Annotated in this window: 12 protein-coding genes and 3 rRNA genes; 2 read left to right on the forward strand and 13 right to left on the reverse strand. The window is 65.6% G+C overall.

Annotated features, from left to right (window positions below):
• Positions 1-47 precede the first annotated feature (47 nt).
• The 10 genes from recN to tyrS all read right to left on the reverse strand — a co-directional run bounded on the left by recN (position 48) and on the right by tyrS (position 14081).
• Positions 48-1748, reverse strand: coding sequence for a DNA repair protein RecN (recN, locus tag JOE59_RS08060; RefSeq protein ID WP_204459707.1), 1701 nt, complete (start codon positions 1746-1748; stop codon positions 48-50).
• Positions 1749-1772: 24 nt separating this feature from the next.
• Positions 1773-2687: an NAD kinase gene (locus JOE59_RS08065; RefSeq protein ID WP_307837003.1), complete on the reverse strand. Its 915-nt coding sequence runs from the start codon at positions 2685-2687 to the stop codon at positions 1773-1775.
• The gene (locus JOE59_RS08070; protein WP_204459709.1) at positions 2684-3493 is read right to left on the reverse strand and encodes a TlyA family RNA methyltransferase; all 810 of its coding nucleotides are present in this window, start codon (positions 3491-3493) and stop codon (positions 2684-2686) included. Before JOE59_RS08070 ends, JOE59_RS08065 begins: the two co-directional genes overlap by 4 nt.
• Before the next feature lie 3 nt (positions 3494-3496).
• Positions 3497-3691, reverse strand: a complete 195-nt coding sequence (locus JOE59_RS08075) for a hypothetical protein (RefSeq protein ID WP_204459710.1) — start codon at positions 3689-3691, stop codon at positions 3497-3499.
• Positions 3692-3739: 48 nt separating this feature from the next.
• Complete coding sequence (locus JOE59_RS08080; RefSeq protein ID WP_204459711.1) at positions 3740-4771, reverse strand: HAD-IIA family hydrolase; 1032 nt, start codon at positions 4769-4771, stop codon at positions 3740-3742.
• Positions 4746-6707: a primosomal protein gene (locus JOE59_RS18705; protein ID WP_239560149.1), complete on the reverse strand. Its 1962-nt coding sequence runs from the start codon at positions 6705-6707 to the stop codon at positions 4746-4748. The genes JOE59_RS08080 and JOE59_RS18705 overlap by 26 nt, the downstream gene beginning before the upstream one ends.
• A gap of 118 nt (positions 6708-6825) precedes the next feature.
• Positions 6826-6942, reverse strand: a 5S ribosomal RNA gene (rrf, locus tag JOE59_RS08090).
• Positions 6943-7163: 221 nt separating this feature from the next.
• A 23S ribosomal RNA gene (locus JOE59_RS08095) occupies positions 7164-10270 on the reverse strand.
• Positions 10271-10738: 468 nt separating this feature from the next.
• Positions 10739-12266: ribosomal RNA gene (locus JOE59_RS08100) — 16S ribosomal RNA — on the reverse strand.
• The 16S, 23S and 5S rRNA genes sit together here, the layout of an rRNA operon.
• Before the next feature lie 513 nt (positions 12267-12779).
• On the reverse strand, positions 12780-14081 hold the full coding sequence (gene tyrS, locus JOE59_RS08105; RefSeq protein ID WP_307837004.1) for a tyrosine--tRNA ligase: 1302 nt from the start codon (positions 14079-14081) through the stop codon (positions 12780-12782).
• Between the two features lie 108 nt (positions 14082-14189).
• Here tyrS and JOE59_RS08110 point away from each other — a divergent pair, with 108 nt between their 5' ends.
• Both JOE59_RS08110 and JOE59_RS08115 read left to right on the forward strand, forming a co-directional pair.
• The gene (locus JOE59_RS08110) at positions 14190-14795 is read left to right on the forward strand and encodes a DNA-binding protein (RefSeq protein WP_204459713.1); all 606 of its coding nucleotides are present in this window, start codon (positions 14190-14192) and stop codon (positions 14793-14795) included.
• Positions 14792-15397 carry a hypothetical protein gene (locus tag JOE59_RS08115; RefSeq protein WP_204459714.1) on the forward strand — a complete coding sequence of 202 codons (606 nt, stop codon included), beginning with the start codon at positions 14792-14794 and terminating at the stop codon, positions 15395-15397. The genes JOE59_RS08110 and JOE59_RS08115 overlap by 4 nt, the downstream gene beginning before the upstream one ends.
• Positions 15398-15454: 57 nt before the next feature.
• Here the strand turns inward: JOE59_RS08115 and JOE59_RS08120 are convergent, their stop codons facing one another.
• From JOE59_RS08120 to argF, 3 genes are read right to left on the reverse strand one after another with little or no spacing between them, the layout of a single operon-like run.
• Positions 15455-16072: a DNA-3-methyladenine glycosylase gene (locus tag JOE59_RS08120; protein ID WP_204463312.1), complete on the reverse strand. Its 618-nt coding sequence runs from the start codon at positions 16070-16072 to the stop codon at positions 15455-15457.
• The gene (argH, locus tag JOE59_RS08125; protein WP_204459715.1) at positions 16069-17547 is read right to left on the reverse strand and encodes an argininosuccinate lyase; all 1479 of its coding nucleotides are present in this window, start codon (positions 17545-17547) and stop codon (positions 16069-16071) included. Before argH ends, JOE59_RS08120 begins: the two co-directional genes overlap by 4 nt.
• Complete coding sequence (gene argF / locus JOE59_RS08130; protein WP_204459716.1) at positions 17547-18476, reverse strand: ornithine carbamoyltransferase; 930 nt, start codon at positions 18474-18476, stop codon at positions 17547-17549. The genes argH and argF overlap by 1 nt, the downstream gene beginning before the upstream one ends.
• Positions 18477-18491 lie beyond the last annotated feature (15 nt).

Genomic DNA, 18491 nt, shown 5'->3' on the forward strand with positions numbered 1-18491 from the left:
TCTCGGGATCCACTCGATCCCGTTCGTTCACGGTCGTCGACCGCCTGTCACGCCGCGCGGTCGGCGGCGATCTCCAACAACTCCCTCGCGTGCGCGAGTCCGCTCTGCGAGTCGGCCAGCCCCGACAGCAGCCGCGCCATCTCGGCTTCTCGCTCGGCACCGGCGAGCTGGCGCACGCTCGACGAGGTGACCTGCCCGTCGGTGCCCTTCACCACGCTCAGGTGATTCGTCGCGAACGCGGCGACCTGCGCGAGGTGGGTAACGACGATGACCTGCGAGCGTTCGGCGAGTCGAGCAAGTCGCCGCCCGATCTCGATCGCGGCGGCACCGCCGACACCCGCGTCGACCTCGTCGAACACGAACGTCGGCACCGGATCGCTGCCCGCGATGACGACCTCGATCGCGAGCATCACCCGTGACAGCTCGCCGCCCGAGGCGCCGCGCGACACCGGCCGCGGCTCGGCGCCGGGGTGCGGTCGCAGCAGGATCGACACGGCATCGCGGCCGTGGGTCGTCGCTTCGGCCGTCGGCTCGATCGCGACCGCGAGCTGGGCGTCGGGCATCGCGAGCGCTGCGAGTTCGGTGGTCACTGCGGCCGCGAGACGGCCCGCGGCATCGGTGCGCAGTTCGGTGAGCGCACCGGCGAGCCGGTCGACGTCGGCCTTGAGCGAGGCGACGGATGCCTCGAGCCCCTCGATGCGCTCGTCGTCGCTGTCGAGCTCGACGAGCCGGAGACCACCGTTGCGGCGGAACTCGAGCACGTCGTCGAGACCACCGCCGTGACGGCGCACGAGACCGCCGAGCACGGCGCGACGTTCTTGCACGACCTCGAGCTCGCGCGCGCCGTCGGCGTCGAGTCCGGCCAGGTATCCCGACAGCTCGGCGGCGGCATCGGCGAGCAGGAAGCCCGCGTTCGTCAGCATCTCGCCGATCGGCTGCAGCGCGGCGTCGTGTTCGGCGACGCGCTCGAGCTGCCGGCGTGCGCCGTCGACGAGTGCGACCGCATCGGGAACGTCGTCGACCACGTCTTCGGCCGAGATCAGTGCGCGCGCCTGCGCGGCGGCGAGCCGCAGCTCTTCGAGGTTCGAGAGCCGGTCGGCGCGTTCCTGCAACTCGAGGTCTTCGCCGGGCTGCGGGTCGGCGGCTTCGACCTCGTCGAGCGCTGCCCGCAGCTCTTCGGCTTCACGGAGGCGCAACTCGTGGTCGGCTCGCAGTCGCTCGAGCTCCGCGGTATCCGTCCGCCAGGCGTTGAACGCCTCGCGATACTCGTCGAGCACGGCCTGCAGCTTCGACCCGGCGAAGCGATCGAGCGCCTCGCGTTGCGCGACCGCCGAGCGGAGCCGCTGCTGGTCGGCTTGGCCGTGCACGACGACGAGTTCGTCGCCGAGGTCGGAGAGCACCCCGACGGGAGCGCTTCGGCCGCCGACGACCGCACGGCTGCGGCCCTCGGCCGAGACAGACCGGCCGAGCAACAGCTCGCCCGCCTCGATCTCGCCGCCCGTCTCGGCCACGCGCTCGGCGACGACGCCGTCGTCGGGGACGAGCCAGCGGCCCTCGACCCACGCCTGCTTGGCGCCGGCTCGCACGGCACCGGCATCGGCACGTGAGCCGAGCAGCAGCCCGAGCGCGGTCACGACCATGGTCTTGCCTGCGCCGGTCTCACCCGTCACCGCCGTGAACCCGGCCCCGAGCGGAAGCGTCGCCTCGGCGATGACGCCGAGGTCGCGAATGCCAAGCTCCTCAATCACTGCAGACCTCGATCACTCTCTGCCTCACTCACGCCCGACCGGCCCCCTCCACCCGGTGACCGGGAGCTGGAACTTGTTGACGAGGCGATCGGTGAAGGGCGCCTCGTGCAGCCGAGCGAGGCGCACCGGCACGGGCGACCTGCGCACGATCACGCGCGCACCCGGCGGAAGGTCGAACGTGCGCCGCCCGTCGCACCAGATGACCGCGGATGCCTCGGTGCGCTGCAGGATCTCGACCGCGAGCGACGACTCGGGGCCGACGACGAGCGGGCGGGCGAAGAGTGCGTGTGCGCTGAGCGGAACGAGCAGCAGGGCTTCGACGCTCGGCCAGACGATCGGCCCGCCGGCGGAGAACGAGTACGCGGTCGACCCGGTCGGAGTCGACATCACGACGCCGTCGCAGCCGAAGGAGGAGAGTGGCCGGCGGTCGACCTCGATGACGACCTCGAGCATGCGCTCGCGTTCGGCCTTCTCGACGGTGACCTCGTTGAGCGCCCAGCTCTCGTAGACGACGCTCTCGCCGACCTTCGCGCGCACCCCGAGCGTCATGCGCTCTTCGACGGTGTAGTCGCGTGCCAGGGCACGGCCGATCGTGTAGCCGAGGTCGTCGCGCTCGCTCTCGGCGAGGAAGCCGACATGGCCGAGGTTCACGCCGAGCAGCGGCACCGGGTAGTCGCGCATGATCTCGGCGGCCCGGAGGATCGTGCCGTCGCCGCCGAGCACGATGACGAGCTCGATGGCGGTGGGATCGGTCTCTTCGAATCGTTCGACCGAGCCGTTGAGCTCGGGTACGAAGTCGTGCACCTCGTCCCAGTGCTCGGCCGCGATGACCGGCACCGCGCCGGCGGCGAGCAGCTGAGCGCAGACCTCGCTCGTCGCCTCGAGGGCGGACTGCCGACCGGTGTGGGAGACCACCAGGAAGCGCCGTGCGTCGCTCACGCCTTCGCCCTCCCCGTCACTTCGTCGACCTGACGTGACCATTCTGTCGGATTCGACCCCCGCACGGCGCTGAGATACACGAGGTATTCGAGGTTTCCGTGGCCGCCGGCGATTGGGGAGGACAGGATGCCCGCGGTGCCGAGTCCGATGTCGAACGCCGCCCACAGCACGTTCGAGACCGCCTCGGAGCGGAGACCGGCGTCGCGCACGACGCCCTCGCGCACTCCCCCGCGGCCCACCTCGAACTGCGGCTTGACGAGCAGCACGAAATCCGCGTCATCCGTCGCGCTGGCGCGCAGCGCGGGCAGCACCACGGTGAGCGAGATGAACGAGAGGTCGGCGACGATGAGCGACGGCCGTTCGGCGACCCCGGTGAGTTCCGCGAGTCGCGCCGCATCGAGATGGCGCACGTTGCAGCCCTCGACGAGCACGAGACCGGGGGCATCTGCGAGTTCGGGTGCGAGCTGACCGTGCCCGACGTCGACGGCGAGCACCTGCCGGGCGCCGCGCTCGAGGAGCACCTGGCTGAACCCGCCCGTCGAGGCGCCCGCGTCGAGCGCGATGCGCCCGGCGACATCGACACCGAACCCGTCGAGACCGGCGATGAGCTTGTGCGCCGCACGACTCACGTAGTGATCGGATTCCGCGACCTCGAGCACCGCGTCATCGCCCACCTTCGCGGAGGCCTTGACGACGGGGCGACCGTCGACCGTCACCACACCCGCGGCGATGAGCGTTGCGGCGTGCGTGCGTGATCGAGCGAGTCCGCGCTCAGCAAGGGCCGCGTCCAGTCGTTGTCCGGTCATGCGTCAGGTGCGCAATGACGGGTCGGACTGCTCGAGCTGGGTGCGCAGCTCGTCGGCGAGGGCCTGATAGGCCGCTGCGCGCTCGGCGAGCGGTCGGCCCTCGACGTCGGCGAGCACGACCGACACCGACGAGGACGCCCCATCGGACGCCGGCGGGGTCGTCTCGGCCGCTGCTGGTCGATCGGGTTCAGTGCTCACCCCTCAACGCTACCCCGAGCCGCTGACGCCGAGCCGACGACCGACCGATCAGCTGTAGAGCCGCGCCGGAACGTCGAGCACGTGGATGCCCATGCCCGACCCCCAGATCGCCGCGCATGCGGCACGGAGCAGATCGAGCCGGTCGCCGCCGTCGTCGACGATCTCGACCCGGTTGCCCGAGAGGCGCACCCGCGCGGTACCCACTCGGGTGACCCCGCCGCGTACCTCCTCCGTCACCGGATACGGGGCGTGGAGGCCGTCGAGGTCGGCCAGGATGAAGTCGGGCCGGCTCGATTCGGGAGCTGCGAGCACCTGCTTCGCCTTGTCGATGCCGGTGAGCACGAGGGCGCTCAGCATGCCGGCGCGCCGGGCGCCGAGGATGTCGGTGTCGAGCCGATCGCCGACCATGAGCGGTCGCTCGGCGCCGAATCGGCGGCGGGCCTCGTCGAAGATCGGCGTCTCGGGCTTGCCTGCGACGAGCGGGAACCGCCCGACGGCCGTGTGCACCGCGGAGACGAGTGTGCCGTTGCCCGGCGCGATGCCACGCGCGACGGGGATCGTCCAGTCCATGTTCGTCGCGATCCACGGGATCCCGGGCGTTGCGCCGTCCTGACCGCCGGCGGTCAGTGCGAAGGATGCCTCGGCGAGCTCGCGCCATCCGATCTCGGGCGTGAAGCCCTGCACCACGGCCTCGGGCGCATCATCGGCGGAACGCGTGATGCGGTAGCCGCGCTTCTCGAGCTCGGTCGTGATGCCCTCGCCGCCGACGACGAAGACGAGGGCCCCCGGCGCCACCTGCTCGGCGAGCAGCGACATCGCCGCCTGCGGCGACGTCACGACATCGGCCGGCACGACCTCGAGGCCGAGTTCGGCCAGGTGACCGGCGACGGATGCATCGCTGCGCGACGCGTTGTTCGTGATGTACCCGACGGCCCGATCGCGCTTCGCGAGGTTCAGGCTCTCGACCGCGCGCGGAATCGCGTGGGCGCCGGCGTAAACGACGCCGTCGAGGTCGGCGAGCACGGCGTCGACGCCGTCGAGCGGCGTCGCGTGCTCAGTCTTCGCGCGGAACAGTCCCACCGGACGTGCCCTCGCTCTCGTCGGCCTCGAGCGCGGCGAGCATCTCGCGCACGTCGTCTTCGAGCACGTCGCCCGGGTCGCCGTCGAGCACAGCGCCGGAATCGTCGGACTCGTCGGAGGATTCGGGTGCGTCGGCGGATACGTCCTGGGCAGCGGCATCCGCTGCTTCAGCCTCGTCGGATGCCTCGGTTGCGACGGTCTCGTCGGATGCCTCGGTCTCGACGGACTCGTCGGATGCCTCGGTCTCGACGGACTCGTCGGATGCCTCGGTCTCGACGGACTCGGTGTCGTCGACCTCCTCGAGCTCCACCTCGAAGATCTCGATCGACTCGGCTTCGGCGGGGCCGCCGAGGGCGGCTTCGGCGCGGTCGGCGCGGGCGCGCCACTTCGCCGCCTCATCGGCGCGGCCCAGCTCTTCGAGCACCTCGGCGTATGCCGAGAACAGCGCCGGGCTGTACGAGAAGGCACGATCGGGGTCGAGCTGCGGGATCTCGAGCTCGGCGAGGGCGATCTCGGGCTGGCCGAGGTCGAGTCGGGCGCCCGACATCGCGATGGCGAGGCCGACCTGCACGGGAGCCGGCAGCGTCGAGCGATCGACCGCACGACCGACCTCGAGGGCGCGGTCGGGGCGGCCGACTCCGCGTTCGCTGTCGACCAGGAGCGGAAGCTGGTCGTTGCTGCCCGAGATGCGGCGATACGTGCGCAGCTCGCGAAGGGCGAGCGCGAAGTCGCCGGTCGCGTAGGCGGTGATCGCGAGCGTCTCGCGCACGACCGCGATGCGGCCCGCGCGGCGTCCTGCCGAGAGCGCGTGCTGGTGAGCGAGCTCGGGGTCGTCTTCGAGCAGTTCGGATGCCGCCACCAGGTGCCGCGCGACCCAGTCGGCGTTCTCCTTGCTCAGCGTCTTCAGCTCGGCGCGTGCGCCCTTGTCGAGGTCGCGTGCCTCGATCGATTCTGGGATGAACGGGTCGTCGTGACGCGGGCGCACCTGCAGTTCGGGCGCTCCGTGGACCTCGCGGGGAGCTTCGCGCTGGTCGTCACGCCCACCGGGGCGGCCGCCACGCGGCCCATCGCCGTAGGGCTTGCGGTTGTCGCGGTCGCCATAGGGCTTCTTCGCATCGCGGTCACCGTAGGGCTTGCGGTTGTCGCGGTCGCCGTAGGGCTTCGACGCGCCGCGATCACCATAGGGCTTCGCGTCACGGTCACCGTAGGGTTTGCGGTTGTCGCGGTCACCATAGGGCTTCTTCGCATCGCGGTCACCGTAGGGCTTGCGGTTGTCGCGATCGCCGTAGGGCTTCGACGCGCCGCGATCACCATAGGGCTTCGCGTCACGGTCACCGTAGGGCTTGCGGTTGTCGCGGTCACCGTACGGCTTCTTCGCATCGCGGTCACCGTAGGGCTCGCGGTTGTCGCGGTCACCGTACGGCTTCTTCGCATCGCGGTCACCGTACGGCTTGCGGTTGTCACGGTCGCCGTACGGCTTCGACGCACCGCGATCACCATAGGGCTTCGCGTCACGGTCACCGTACGGCTTGCGGTTGTCGCGGTCACCATACGGCTTCTTCGCGTCACGGTCACCGTACGGCTTGCGATTGTCGCGATCGCCGTAGGGCTTCTTCGCGTCACGGTCACCGTAGGGCTTGCGGTTGTCGCGGTCGCCATTGGGCTTCTTCGCGTCACGGTCACCGTAGGGCTTGCGGTTGTCGCGGTCGCCATTGGGCTTCTTCGCGTCACGATCGCCGTAGAGCTTGCGGTTGTCGCGGTCGCCATAGGGCTTCTTCGCGTCACGATCTCCGTACGGCTTCTTCGCTGGAGCGCCATCTCGGTGGGCGGATCCGGAACGCGCGCCTGTTGGTCGGCCGGCTCCGTTGCCGCCGCTGCGCTGTTCGCTCCGCTGGGGTCGTCCCTGGTCTGCCGAGTCCTTCTTGGAGTCGCTCACGATAGTCCCGTCGTGTGTGGAGTCCTCATGAGACTCAACCGTAATGGGGCACCTTGTGAAGTACCCCGTTAACGAAGAATGGCCACCCGTCTTCGGGTGGCCACTCTCCTCAATGTTTGTCCGGCGGTGTCCTACTCTCCCACAGGGTCCCCCCTGCAGTACCATCGGCGCTGCGAGTCTTAGCTTCCGGGTTCGGAATGTGTCCGGGCGTTTCCCTCGCGCTATGGCCGCCGAAACTCTTGCCACACCTCGCCCGCCAACAGGGTTGGGGTGGGTGTGTGGTCTCGGTGACCGCACCATCCTGCACCCGCGTGCGGGTGTGGTGGTGCGGGTTCAACAATGTTGAGTTATGTGTTGGGTTTCCGTCTGAAGGGAACCACAGAGTGGACGCGAGCGTATCTTTGGCCACTCACACGGCCTTTTCATGAACATGTTCAAACGTGTGTGAGTGTAGTGATTATCAAGTTATCGGCTTATTAGTACCGGTCAGCTCCGACAGTCGTTAGTCCTGTCTTCCACATCCGGCCTATCAACCCAGTCGTCTGGCTGGGAGCCTCTCACCCCGAAGGGTATGGAAATCTCATCTCGAGGCCGGCTTCCCGCTTAGATGCTTTCAGCGGTTATCCATCCCGAACGTAGCTAACCAGCGGTGCTCCTGGCGGAACAACTGGCACACCAGAGGTTCGTCCAACCCGGTCCTCTCGTACTAGGGTCAGATCCTCTCAAATTTCCTACGCGCGCAGCGGATAGGGACCGAACTGTCTCACGACGTTCTAAACCCAGCTCGCGTACCGCTTTAATGGGCGAACAGCCCAACCCTTGGGACCTACTCCAGCCCCAGGATGCGACGAGCCGACATCGAGGTGCCAAACCATGCCGTCGATATGGACTCTTGGGCAAGATCAGCCTGTTATCCCCGAGGTACCTTTTATCCGTTGAGCGACAGCGCTTCCACAAGCCACTGCCGGATCACTAGTCCCGACTTTCGTCCCTGCTCGACCTGTCAGTCTCACAGTCAAGCTCCCTTGTGCACTTACACTCGCCACCTGATTGCCAACCAGGTTGAGGGAACCTTTGGGCGCCTCCGTTACTTTTTGGGAGGCAACCGCCCCAGTTAAACTACCCACCAGGCACTGTCCCTGAACCGGATCACGGTTCGAAGTTAGATATCCAGAGTGACCAGAGTGGTATTTCAACAATGACTCCACCGACACTAGCGTGCCAGCTTCAAAGTCTCCCACCTATCCTACACAAGCCACACCGAACACCAATACCAAGCTGTAGTAAAGGTCACGGGGTCTTTCCGTCCTGCTGCGCGTAACGAGCATCTTTACTCGTAATGCAATTTCGCCGAGTTCGCGGTTGAGACAGCTGGGAAGTCGTTACGCCATTCGTGCAGGTCGGAACTTACCCGACAAGGAATTTCGCTACCTTAGGATGGTTATAGTTACCACCGCCGTTTACTGGGGCTTAAATTCTCAGCTTCGCCTTGCGGCTAACCGGTCCTCTTAACCTTCCAGCACCGGGCAGGCGTCAGTCCGTATACATCGTCTTGCGACTTAGCACGGACCTGTGTTTTTAGTAAACAGTCGCTTCCCACTGGTCTCTGCGGCCCTGCAGCGCTTCCTGGAGCAAGTCCATTCACGCCTTAGGCCCCCCTTCTCCCGAAGTTACGGGGGCATTTTGCCGAGTTCCTTAACCACGATTCTCTCGATCTCCTTAGTATTCTCTACCTGACCACCTGAGTCGGTTTGGGGTACGGGCGGCTGGAACCTCGCGTCGATGCTTTTCTTGGCAGCATAGGATCACCCACTTTTTATCCGCATCGCGTCTCAGCCATCATGAGCGACGGATTTGCCTATCGCTCGGCCTACACGCTTGCCCCGGGTCAACCATCGCCCGGGTTGGGCTACCTTCCTGCGTCACACCTGTTAATACGCTCACTCCACCAGATGGGGTCGCATGCCGCCTCACGATCGTCCCCGAAGGGATCCACGCGTCTTGGGATGCTTAGCACTCCTGATTTCATGTGGGCGGTTCTTCGCCGGTACGGGAATATCAACCCGTTGTCCATCGACTACGCCTGTCGGCCTCGCCTTAGGTCCCGACTTACCCAGGGCAGATTAGCTTGACCCTGGAACCCTTGGTCTTCCGGAGGACGGGTTTCTCACCCGTCTTTCGCTACTCATGCCTGCATTCTCACTCGTGTGGCCTCCACGGCTGGTTCACACCGCCGCTTCACTGCCCACACGACGCTCTCCTACCCATCAACACGGCTGGACCACGAAGGCCTACCATCAATGTCAATGCCACAACTTCGGTGGCGTGCTTGAGCCCCGTTACATTGTCGGCGCGGAATCACTTGACCAGTGAGCTATTACGCACTCTTTCAAGGGTGGCTGCTTCTAAGCCAACCTCCTGGTTGTCTGTGCAACTCCACATCCTTTCCCACTTAGCACGCGCTTAGGGACCTTAGTTGGTGGTCTGGGTTGTTTCCCTCTCGACGATGAAGCTTATCCCCCACCGTCTCACTGCTGCGCTCTCACTTACCGGCATTCGGAGTTTGGCTGACGTCAGTAACCTTTTGGGGCCCATCGGCCATCCAGTAGCTCTACCTCCGGCAAGAAACACGCAACGCTGCACCTAAATGCATTTCGGAGAGAACCAGCTATCACGAAGTTTGATTGGCCTTTCACCCCTATCCACAGCTCATCCCCTCCATTTTCAACTGAAGTGGGTTCGGTCCTCCACGACGTCTTACCGTCGCTTCAACCTGGCCATGGATAGATCACTTCGCTTCGGGTCTAGGACATGCGACTGAATCGCCCTATTCAGACTCGCTTTCGCTACGGCTGCCCCTCACGGGTTAACCTCGCCACATATCACTAACTCGCAGGCTCATTCTTCAAAAGGCACGCTGTCACCCCTACAAGGAGGCTCCAACGGTTTGTAAGCAAACGGTTTCAGGTACTATTTCACTCCCCTCCCGGGGTACTTTTCACCTTTCCCTCACGGTACTTGTCCGCTATCGGTCATCTGGGAGTATTTAGGCTTATCAGGTGGTCCTGACAGATTCACGCGGGATTTCTCGGGCCCCGCGCTACTTGGGATACCTCTCCGGGCCGCCAGGCATTTCGACTACGGGACTCACACCCACTCCGGTCCGGCTTTCAATCCGGTTCGTCTATACCTGACGCGTCACCGTGACTGCACGGCAGTACAGTCCGAAAGGTCCCACAACCCCGACCATGCAACCCCTGCCGGGTATCACACATGGCTCGGTTTAGCCTCTTCCGCGTTCGCTCGCCACTACTAACGGAATCACGGTTGTTTTCTCTTCCTGTGGGTACTGAGATGTTTCACTTCCCCACGTTCCCTCTACCCGCCCTATATATTCAGGCGGGAGTCACCAGGTCACCCAAAGGGCCTGGCGGGGTTTCCCCATTCGGAAATCCTCGGATCACAGCTCGTTTATCAGCTCCCCGAGGCTTATCGCAGATTACGACGTCCTTCTTCGGCTCCAGATGCCAAGGCATCCACCGTTTGCTCTTAAAAACTTGAAAATCACATGAGATCGAATCGTGCAACACCACCCGAGGGCGATGCTGCGAAATTGACCAGTGAATACGCCAACAAGATCACCCGAAGGCGACCCCTTGGCGACTCACCTATTGTGAAACAGGACCGAAGTCCCGTTTCTAAGATGCTCGCGTCCACTATGTAGTTCTCAACAGACGGCCAGAACCCCCACACCCACCGAATCAAAACCCATCGGCTTCGTGAAGGTCTGTAAGAAACCATCACCCCCACGCCGAAGCGCGGGAAGTTGTCCGGCCCCTCAGGACCCAACAGCGTGCATGCACCCGACCGGCCGGCCCCCACCGTTCCAACCACTCCCCAAAGGAAGCGGCGTACTAGGTCTGAACCATTCAGACGAGCACCTATGTCAATGTTCCACCCATGAGCTGCCAGCAGACACGTTCGGTCTGATCTGGCATGCCTGGACCACCAAAGTGGCCAGTGCTCCTTAGAAAGGAGGTGATCCAGCCGCACCTTCCGGTACGGCTACCTTGTTACGACTTAGTCCTAATCACCGATCCCACCTTCGACGGCTCCCTCCACAAGGGTTAGGCCACCGGCTTCGGGTGTTACCGACTTTCATGACTTGACGGGCGGTGTGTACAAGGCCCGGGAACGTATTCACCGCAGCGTTGCTGATCTGCGATTACTAGCGACTCCGACTTCATGAGGTCGAGTTGCAGACCTCAATCCGAACTGAGACCGGCTTTTTGGGATTCGCTCCGCCTTACGACATCGCAGCCCTTTGTACCGGCCATTGTAGCATGCGTGAAGCCCAAGACATAAGGGGCATGATGATTTGACGTCATCCCCACCTTCCTCCGAGTTGACCCCGGCAGTCTCATATGAGTTCCCACCATTACGTGCTGGCAACATACGACGAGGGTTGCGCTCGTTGCGGGACTTAACCCAACATCTCACGACACGAGCTGACGACAACCATGCACCACCTGTATACGAGTGTCCAAAGAGTTCCACATTTCTGCGGCGTTCTCGTATATGTCAAGCCTTGGTAAGGTTCTTCGCGTTGCATCGAATTAATCCGCATGCTCCGCCGCTTGTGCGGGCCCCCGTCAATTCCTTTGAGTTTTAGCCTTGCGGCCGTACTCCCCAGGCGGGGCGCTTAATGCGTTAGCTACGACACGGAAACCGTGGAATGGTCCCCACATCTAGCGCCCAACGTTTACGGCGTGGACTACCAGGGTATCTAATCCTGTTCGCTCCCCACGCTTTCGCTCCTCAGCGTCAGTTACGGCCCAGAGATCTGCCTTCGCCATCGGTGTTCCTCCTGATATCTGCGCATTCCACCGCTACACCAGGAATTCCAATCTCCCCTACCGCACTCCAGTCTGCCCGTACCCACTGCAGGCCCGAGGTTGAGCCTCGGGATTTCACAGCAGACGTGACAAACCGCCTACGAGCTCTTTACGCCCAATAATTCCGGACAACGCTCGCACCCTACGTATTACCGCGGCTGCTGGCACGTAGTTAGCCGGTGCTTTTTCTGCAGGTACCGTCAAGCCGAAGCCCTTCTTCCCTACTAAAAGAGGTTTACAACCCGAAGGCCGTCATCCCTCACGCGGCGTTGCTGCATCAGGCTTTCGCCCATTGTGCAATATTCCCCACTGCTGCCTCCCGTAGGAGTCTGGGCCGTGTCTCAGTCCCAGTGTGGCCGGTCACCCTCTCAGGCCGGCTACCCGTCGACGCCTTGGTGAGCCATTACCTCACCAACAAGCTGATAGGCCGCGAGTCCATCCCAGACCGAAAAAACTTTCCACCCAAAACCATGCGGTTCCAGGTCCTATCCGGTATTAGCTCCGATTTCTCGGGGTTATCCCAGAGTCCAGGGCAGGTTACTCACGTGTTACTCACCCGTTCGCCACTAATCCCCCAGAGCAAGCTCCAGGTTCATCGTTCGACTTGCATGTGTTAAGCACGCCGCCAGCGTTCGTCCTGAGCCAGGATCAAACTCTCCAAAAAAAATGGTTCCAACACTCCGAAGAGCATTGAGAGTTTCAATCTCTGACTGAAAGAACAATCAAACTGACTGTCCATCAATCCAAAGGAATCCTCCCCAGCCCCAAAGGACTGGTCGGGGTTCAATAATTTGGCATTGAACATAGTGCACGCTGTTGAGTTCTCAAGGAACGGACGCACCCGACAACCGACCCGAAACGGATCAAACCACCGGAGCTTTTCGTTCTCATCCGGCCATCCTGAAACAGGACGCATCCGAACGCTTCAAACACAAGAAGAAGAAACAACTTGGTTTGGGATCTTCGTGCCACTTGAGGAGGAGAACCAGACGCTTACTCAGCAGTCCCGCTCATCCGCTCCTGTGGGGCAACGAGTGATAACAATACGTGGACTCCACACGACCACGCAAATCACACCCGCATCCCGGGCGTGTCGCACCGTGACACCCCGAAACACGCAAGGCCCCGACCACCCACCGAAGTGAATGACCGGGGCCCGAACCGAGGTTTGCAGCGACTACCCGACGAAGACTCCCGCCAACGTCTTCTTCCCCCGACGAAGCACCGCCATGCCGCCTGGCTCGACGCGACCGTCGAGCGTCGCCGCGTCATCGTCGATGCGGACGTTGTCGAGTGACACTCCCCCCTGGGCGATGGCGCGCCGGCCCTCGCTCTGGCTCGAGACGAGGCCGGTCTCGACGAGAAGCTGGATGATCGAGGCATCCGTCGTCGCCGTGGTGTTCGGAAGCTCGCGCAGTGCGGCCTCGAGTGTCTCGCGATCGAGGGCGGCGAGATCACCTTGGCCGAACAGTGCACGCGACGCGTCGATCACGGCCTGCGTTGCATCCGCGCCGTGCACGAGCGTCGTGACCTCGTTCGCGAGCACCTTCTGCGCCTCGCGCTTGAACGGCTCGGTCGCGACGAGCGCCTCGAGCTGTTCGATGCGCTCCCGGCTGAGGAACGTGAAGATCTTCAGCCTCGAGATCACGTCGGCGTCGTCGGTGTTGAGCCAGAACTGGTAGAACGCGTACGGGCTGCACATCGAGGCATCCAGCCAGATCGCATTGCCCTCGCTCTTGCCGAACTTCGTGCCGTCGGAGTTCGTGACGAGCGGGGTGCCGATCGCGTGCACGCTCGCGCCTTCGACGCGGTGGATGAGATCCGTGCCGCTCGTGAGGTTGCCCCACTGGTCGCTGCCGCCCGTCTGCAGCACGCAGCCGTACTGGCGGTAGAGCTCGAGGTAGTCGAAGCCCTGCAGGATCTGGTAGCTGAACTCGGTGTAGCTGATGCCGGCGTCGGAGTTCAGGCGCGACGCCACCGCGTCCTTCTTCAGCATCGTGCCGACGCGGTAGTGCTTGCCGATCTCGCGCAGGAAGTCGATGGCGGACAGCCCGCCCGTCCAGTCGAGGTTGTTGACGAGCCGAACCGCGTTCTCACCCTCGCCTGAGAGGAATCGCGAGACCTGACCCTGCAGGTACCCGACCCATTCGGCGACGGTCTCCTTGGTGTTCAGCGTGCGCTCGGCCGTCGGGCGGGGATCGCCGATCAGACCGGTCGAGCCGCCGACCAGGCCGAGCGGCTTGTGGCCGGCGAGCTGGAGGCGGCGCATCGTCAGCAGCTGCACGAGATTGCCGAGGTGCAGGCTCGGCGCCGTGGGGTCGAACCCGCAGTAATAGGTGATCGGCTCGCCCGCGAGAAGCTCTTTCAGCGCAGCCTGGTCGGTCGACACATGCACGAGGCCGCGCCAGACGAGCTCCTCCCAGACGTCTGCGAAAGCGGCGTCGTTCTGCTGGGTGTTGAGGATCACTGGGTCTGACACTCCGTCAGGGTATCAGCGAGCGGATTAGGTCCCATCTCTAACCGATTCCTGATTAATGTTGTATGCTTATTCGACTACAGATAAAGGCTACAGACTGAAGGAGCCATCATGCTCGTCGTCACCGCGGACCAGGTCTCCAGTCGCACGCAGGCCGATCTCGCCGGCGCCGAGCGCGACCGCATCCAGCGCGCGCACGGCGAGAAGCTGCTGCTGCCGGTCGCGCGAAACGCAGGCGACGAGCTCCAGCTGCTCACCCGCGACGCGCGCACCGTCGTCGAGGTCGTGTTCGAACTCACCCGCGACGGGGCCTGGAGCGTCGGCATCGGATGCGGCGACGTTCGCGACCCGCTTCCGGCCGACATCCGGGAGGCGAGCGGCGAGGCGTTCTTCGCAGCACGCGATGCGGTCGAGCGCGCGAAGAAGAGCTCGCCCAGGCTCGCGATCGAGGCGGCCCACGGCGACGCCGAACACGTCGAGGCACTGTTCAAGCTCGCCCTCCTCCTCCGCGAGCGCAGGTCCGACCAGGGCTGGGAGGTCTACGACCGCATCGTCGCCGGTGCCCTGCAGACCGAGATCGCCGATGAGCTCGGCGTGAGCGCCCCGGCGATCAGCTCGCGCATGAGGTCGGCGAACATCCGCGCAGAGCTCGACGCCGTGCCGGCGCTCGCTAGGCTGCTCGAGAACCTCGACGAATCGACGGGAGCCCACGCATGAACCACTTCGTCATCATCGCCGACGCCATCACCTGGTCGGCCCTGGTGGTCTCGCTGGTCGCCGCGGCGGCGCTCTCGGTGCTCGCCTATCTGCGCCCGCGGCGCGCCTACATCTGGTTCGCGGCAGGCACGCTCGGCGTGGCGCTGCTCGCAGCGGCGTCGGCGAGCGGCCCCGCACAGTTCGGCCTCGCGCCGCTCATCACCGTGCTCGGCCTCACCGTCGCCGTCTTCGGCGGCAGCCCGGCTGCCGCCACGGCGCTCGACCTCGCGATGGGCGGCACCGTGGCACCGGGACTCCACGGCGGCATCATCGTCGCCGAGAAGCGAACGGCCGACGAGGAGCATCGCGGCGTGCAAGCCACCGCCAAGCGCGAAGTGCTGCGCGGCGGCCTGACGATCGGCGTGCTCGAGCGCGTCGCCTCGGCGGGCGCCATCATCGCCGGCTTCCCAGAGGCGCTCGCGATCGTCGTCGCCATCAAGGGTGTCGGCCGCTTCACCGAACTCGAGGCGCCCGAGGCGCGCGAGCGATTCATCATCGGCACCTTCGCGAGCCTCATCTGGGCGTGCGCCGGCGCACTCGTCGTGCATCTCGCATTGCGCTGAGCGCTCGCAACCTGCTGCGGCGCACCGCGATCAGCGGATGCCACGTGGCGGCGCCCGTCACTCCGCCGCGAGCTTGTGCCGCCGATACGGCGAGACGCCCTCGTCGCCGGGCAGCCAGAAGCGCCACGGGTACTGCGAGCCACCGCCTTCGCCGCCGACGCCAGTGCGCGGGCCGCTCGCGGCATGGAGCGGTGTCTGCACCACCTGCAGCGTGAACGGCGGTGCCAGCAAGTCGCTGCCGCCGGCGTCGAGCGGCACGCCGAGCGCCTTCGCGAGCCGGCCGGGCCCTCTCGCGAGGTCCCGATCGTTCACGCCGGGCCGACGGCTCCTCGCCAGGTCGAGACCGTCGACCACGGTCGCACCGCGCATGAGCACACCCGATGAGGAGCCCGCCGGACGCGCGACGATGTTCAGGCAGACGTGCATGCCGTAGCTGAAATACGCGTACAGGTGCCCGGGCTCGCCGAACATCACCGCGTTGCGCGGCGTGCGCCCCCGGAACGCGTGCGAACCGGGATCCTCGCCGACGCCCCGGTACGCCTCGAGCTCCGAGAGGCGGATCGCCACCCGCCCGTCGGGCGCGTCGTAACTCAGCACCGCTCCGAGCAGGAGTGGTGCGAGCACGACGGGATCCTGTTCGAAGAACTCCCGGCCAGGGGCGACGAGTCCGCTCAGCTGCGCGCCTCCGGCAGGCCCGCGACGAGGTGCCGCACGCGATCGGCGAGGCGGGAGAACTGTTCGGCGACCCGCACGGGAGCGGTGCCGCCGATGCCGTCACGGCTCGCGACCGAGCCCTCGACCGTGAGCACCTCGCGCACGTCGGGCGTGAGGTGCGGCGAGATCGCCGCGAGTGCGGCGTCGTCGACGGCGTCGAGCTCGAGCGAGTGCTCCTCGGCGTATCGCACGAGGGCACCGGTGATCTCGTGGGCATCGCGGAACGGCACGCGCCGCTTCACGAGCCACTCCGCGACATCCGTCGCCAGCGAGAAGCCGGCCGGTGCGAGCTCGGCCATGCGCTCGGTGTGGAAGGTGAGCGTGGCGACCATGCCCGTGAACGCCGGCAGCAGCACCTCGAGCGTCTCGACGGAGTCGAAGACGGGCTCCTTGTCCTCCTGCAGGTCGCGGTTGTAGGCGAGCGGCAGCGCCTTCAGCGTCGCGAGCAGCCCCGTGAGATTGCCGATGAGACGGCCCGACTTGCCGCGCGCGAGCTCGGCGATGTCGGGGTTCTTCTTCTGCGGCATGATCGACGACCCGGTCGAGTAGCCGTCGTGCAGCGTGACGAAGCCGAACTCGCGGGTGTTCCAGAGGATGATCTCCTCGGCGAAGCGCGAGAGGTCGATGCCGATCATCGCCGTCACGAACGCGAACTCGGCGACGACGTCGCGGCTCGCGGTCGCATCGATCGAGTTCTCGGCGGGGCTCGCGAGCCCGAGGTCGCGGGCGACGGATGCCGCGTCGAGGCCGAGCGTCGACCCGGCGAGGGCTCCCCCGCCGTAGGGCGAGACATCCGCTCGCTTCGTCCAGTCGACGAGGCGCTCGAGGTCGCGCGACAGCGCCCAGGCGTGCGCGAGCAGGTGATGGGCGAGCAGCACCGGCTGCGCGTGCTGCAGGTGCGTTCGCCCCGGCATGATGGCCGTGCGATGTGCGTCGGCCTGCGCGGCGAGCGCGTCGATGAGGTGCACGAGGTCGCGACCGATGGTCGCGGCGTGGTCCTTCAGGTAGAGCCGCACGAGCGTGGCGATCTGGTCGTTGCGGCTGCGGCCCGCGCGGAGCTTGCCGCCGAGCTCGGAGCCGACGATGGTGATCAGTGCGGCCTCGAGGGCGCCGTGCACGTCTTCGTCGGCCTCCCCGGCGACGATCTCGCCCGACACGACGCGCGCCTCGAGGGTGTCGAGCCCTGCGAGCATGGCCTCGAGTTCGTCGGCCTCCAGGTATCCGGCCGCGGCCAGCGCGCGGGCGTGTGCGCGTGAGCCGGCGAGGTCGTAGCCCGCAAGCTGCCAGTCGAAGTGCGTCGACTTCGAGAGGCGCTGCAGCTCGGGCGACGGGCCACTCGCGAATCGAGCACCCCAGAGCGAGCCCTCGTTGGTGCCGTGGGCCTCGGCCCCGGGCTCGGTGCCCGCCGTGCCGTCGGTGCCGTTCACGTCGCTCATCAGGCGTCCTTCCTCGCGAGCAGCCAGACCAGCAGCGCCTTCTGCGCGTGCAGGCGGTTCTCGGCCTCGTCCCAGATGATCGACTGCGGGCCGTCGATGACCTCGGCGCTGACCTCGTAGCCGCGGTCGGCGGGCAGGCAGTGCATGAACACCGCATCGGATGCCGCGTGCGACATGAGTTCGGCGTCGACCTGGTACCCGCCGAAGGTGGCGACGCGATGCGCCTTCTCCTCCTCCTTGCCCATCGACACCCAGGTGTCGGTGACGACGACGTCGGCACCGGTCACGGACTCGCGCGCGTCGGTGACGATGGCGACGGAGCCCCCGGTCGTGGACGCGATGCGCTCGGCATCCGCGACGACGGATGCCTCGGGGGCGAACTCCGCCGGAGCGGCGATGCGCACGTGCATGCCCGCCGTGGCGCCCGCGAGCAGGTACGACTGGGCCATGTTGCTGCGGCCGTCGCCGAGGAAGGTGACCGTGAGGCCGGCGAGCCGGCCCTTGTGCTCGCGGATGGTGAGCAGGTCGGCGAGCAGCTGGCACGGGTGGAAGTCGTCGGAGAGGGCGTTGACGACGGGCACGGTCGTGCCGGCGGCCATCTCCTCGAGGCCCGACTGCGCGTAGGTGCGCCAGACGATCGCCGAGACCATGCGCTCGAGCACGCGAGCGGTGTCGGAGGGGGTCTCCTTGCCGCCGAGCTGGCTGTTCGCCGTCGAGATGATGAGCGGCGAGCCGCCGAGATCGGCGATGCCGACGGCGAACGACACGCGCGTGCGGGTGGAGGACTTGTCGAAGATCACGGCGACGGTCTGCGGGCCGGCGAGCGGCGTCTGCGACCAGCGGTCGGCCTTCAGCTGCTCGGCGAGGTCGAGGATCTCGGTCTGCTCGGCCTGGGTGAGGTCGTCGTCGCGGAGGAAGTGGCGGGTCATGCGGTACATCCGTTC

Origin of the sequence: Agromyces cerinus (assembly GCF_016907835.1) — a bacterium.
Classification (GTDB): Bacteria; Actinomycetota; Actinomycetes; order Actinomycetales; family Microbacteriaceae; genus Agromyces; species Agromyces nitratus.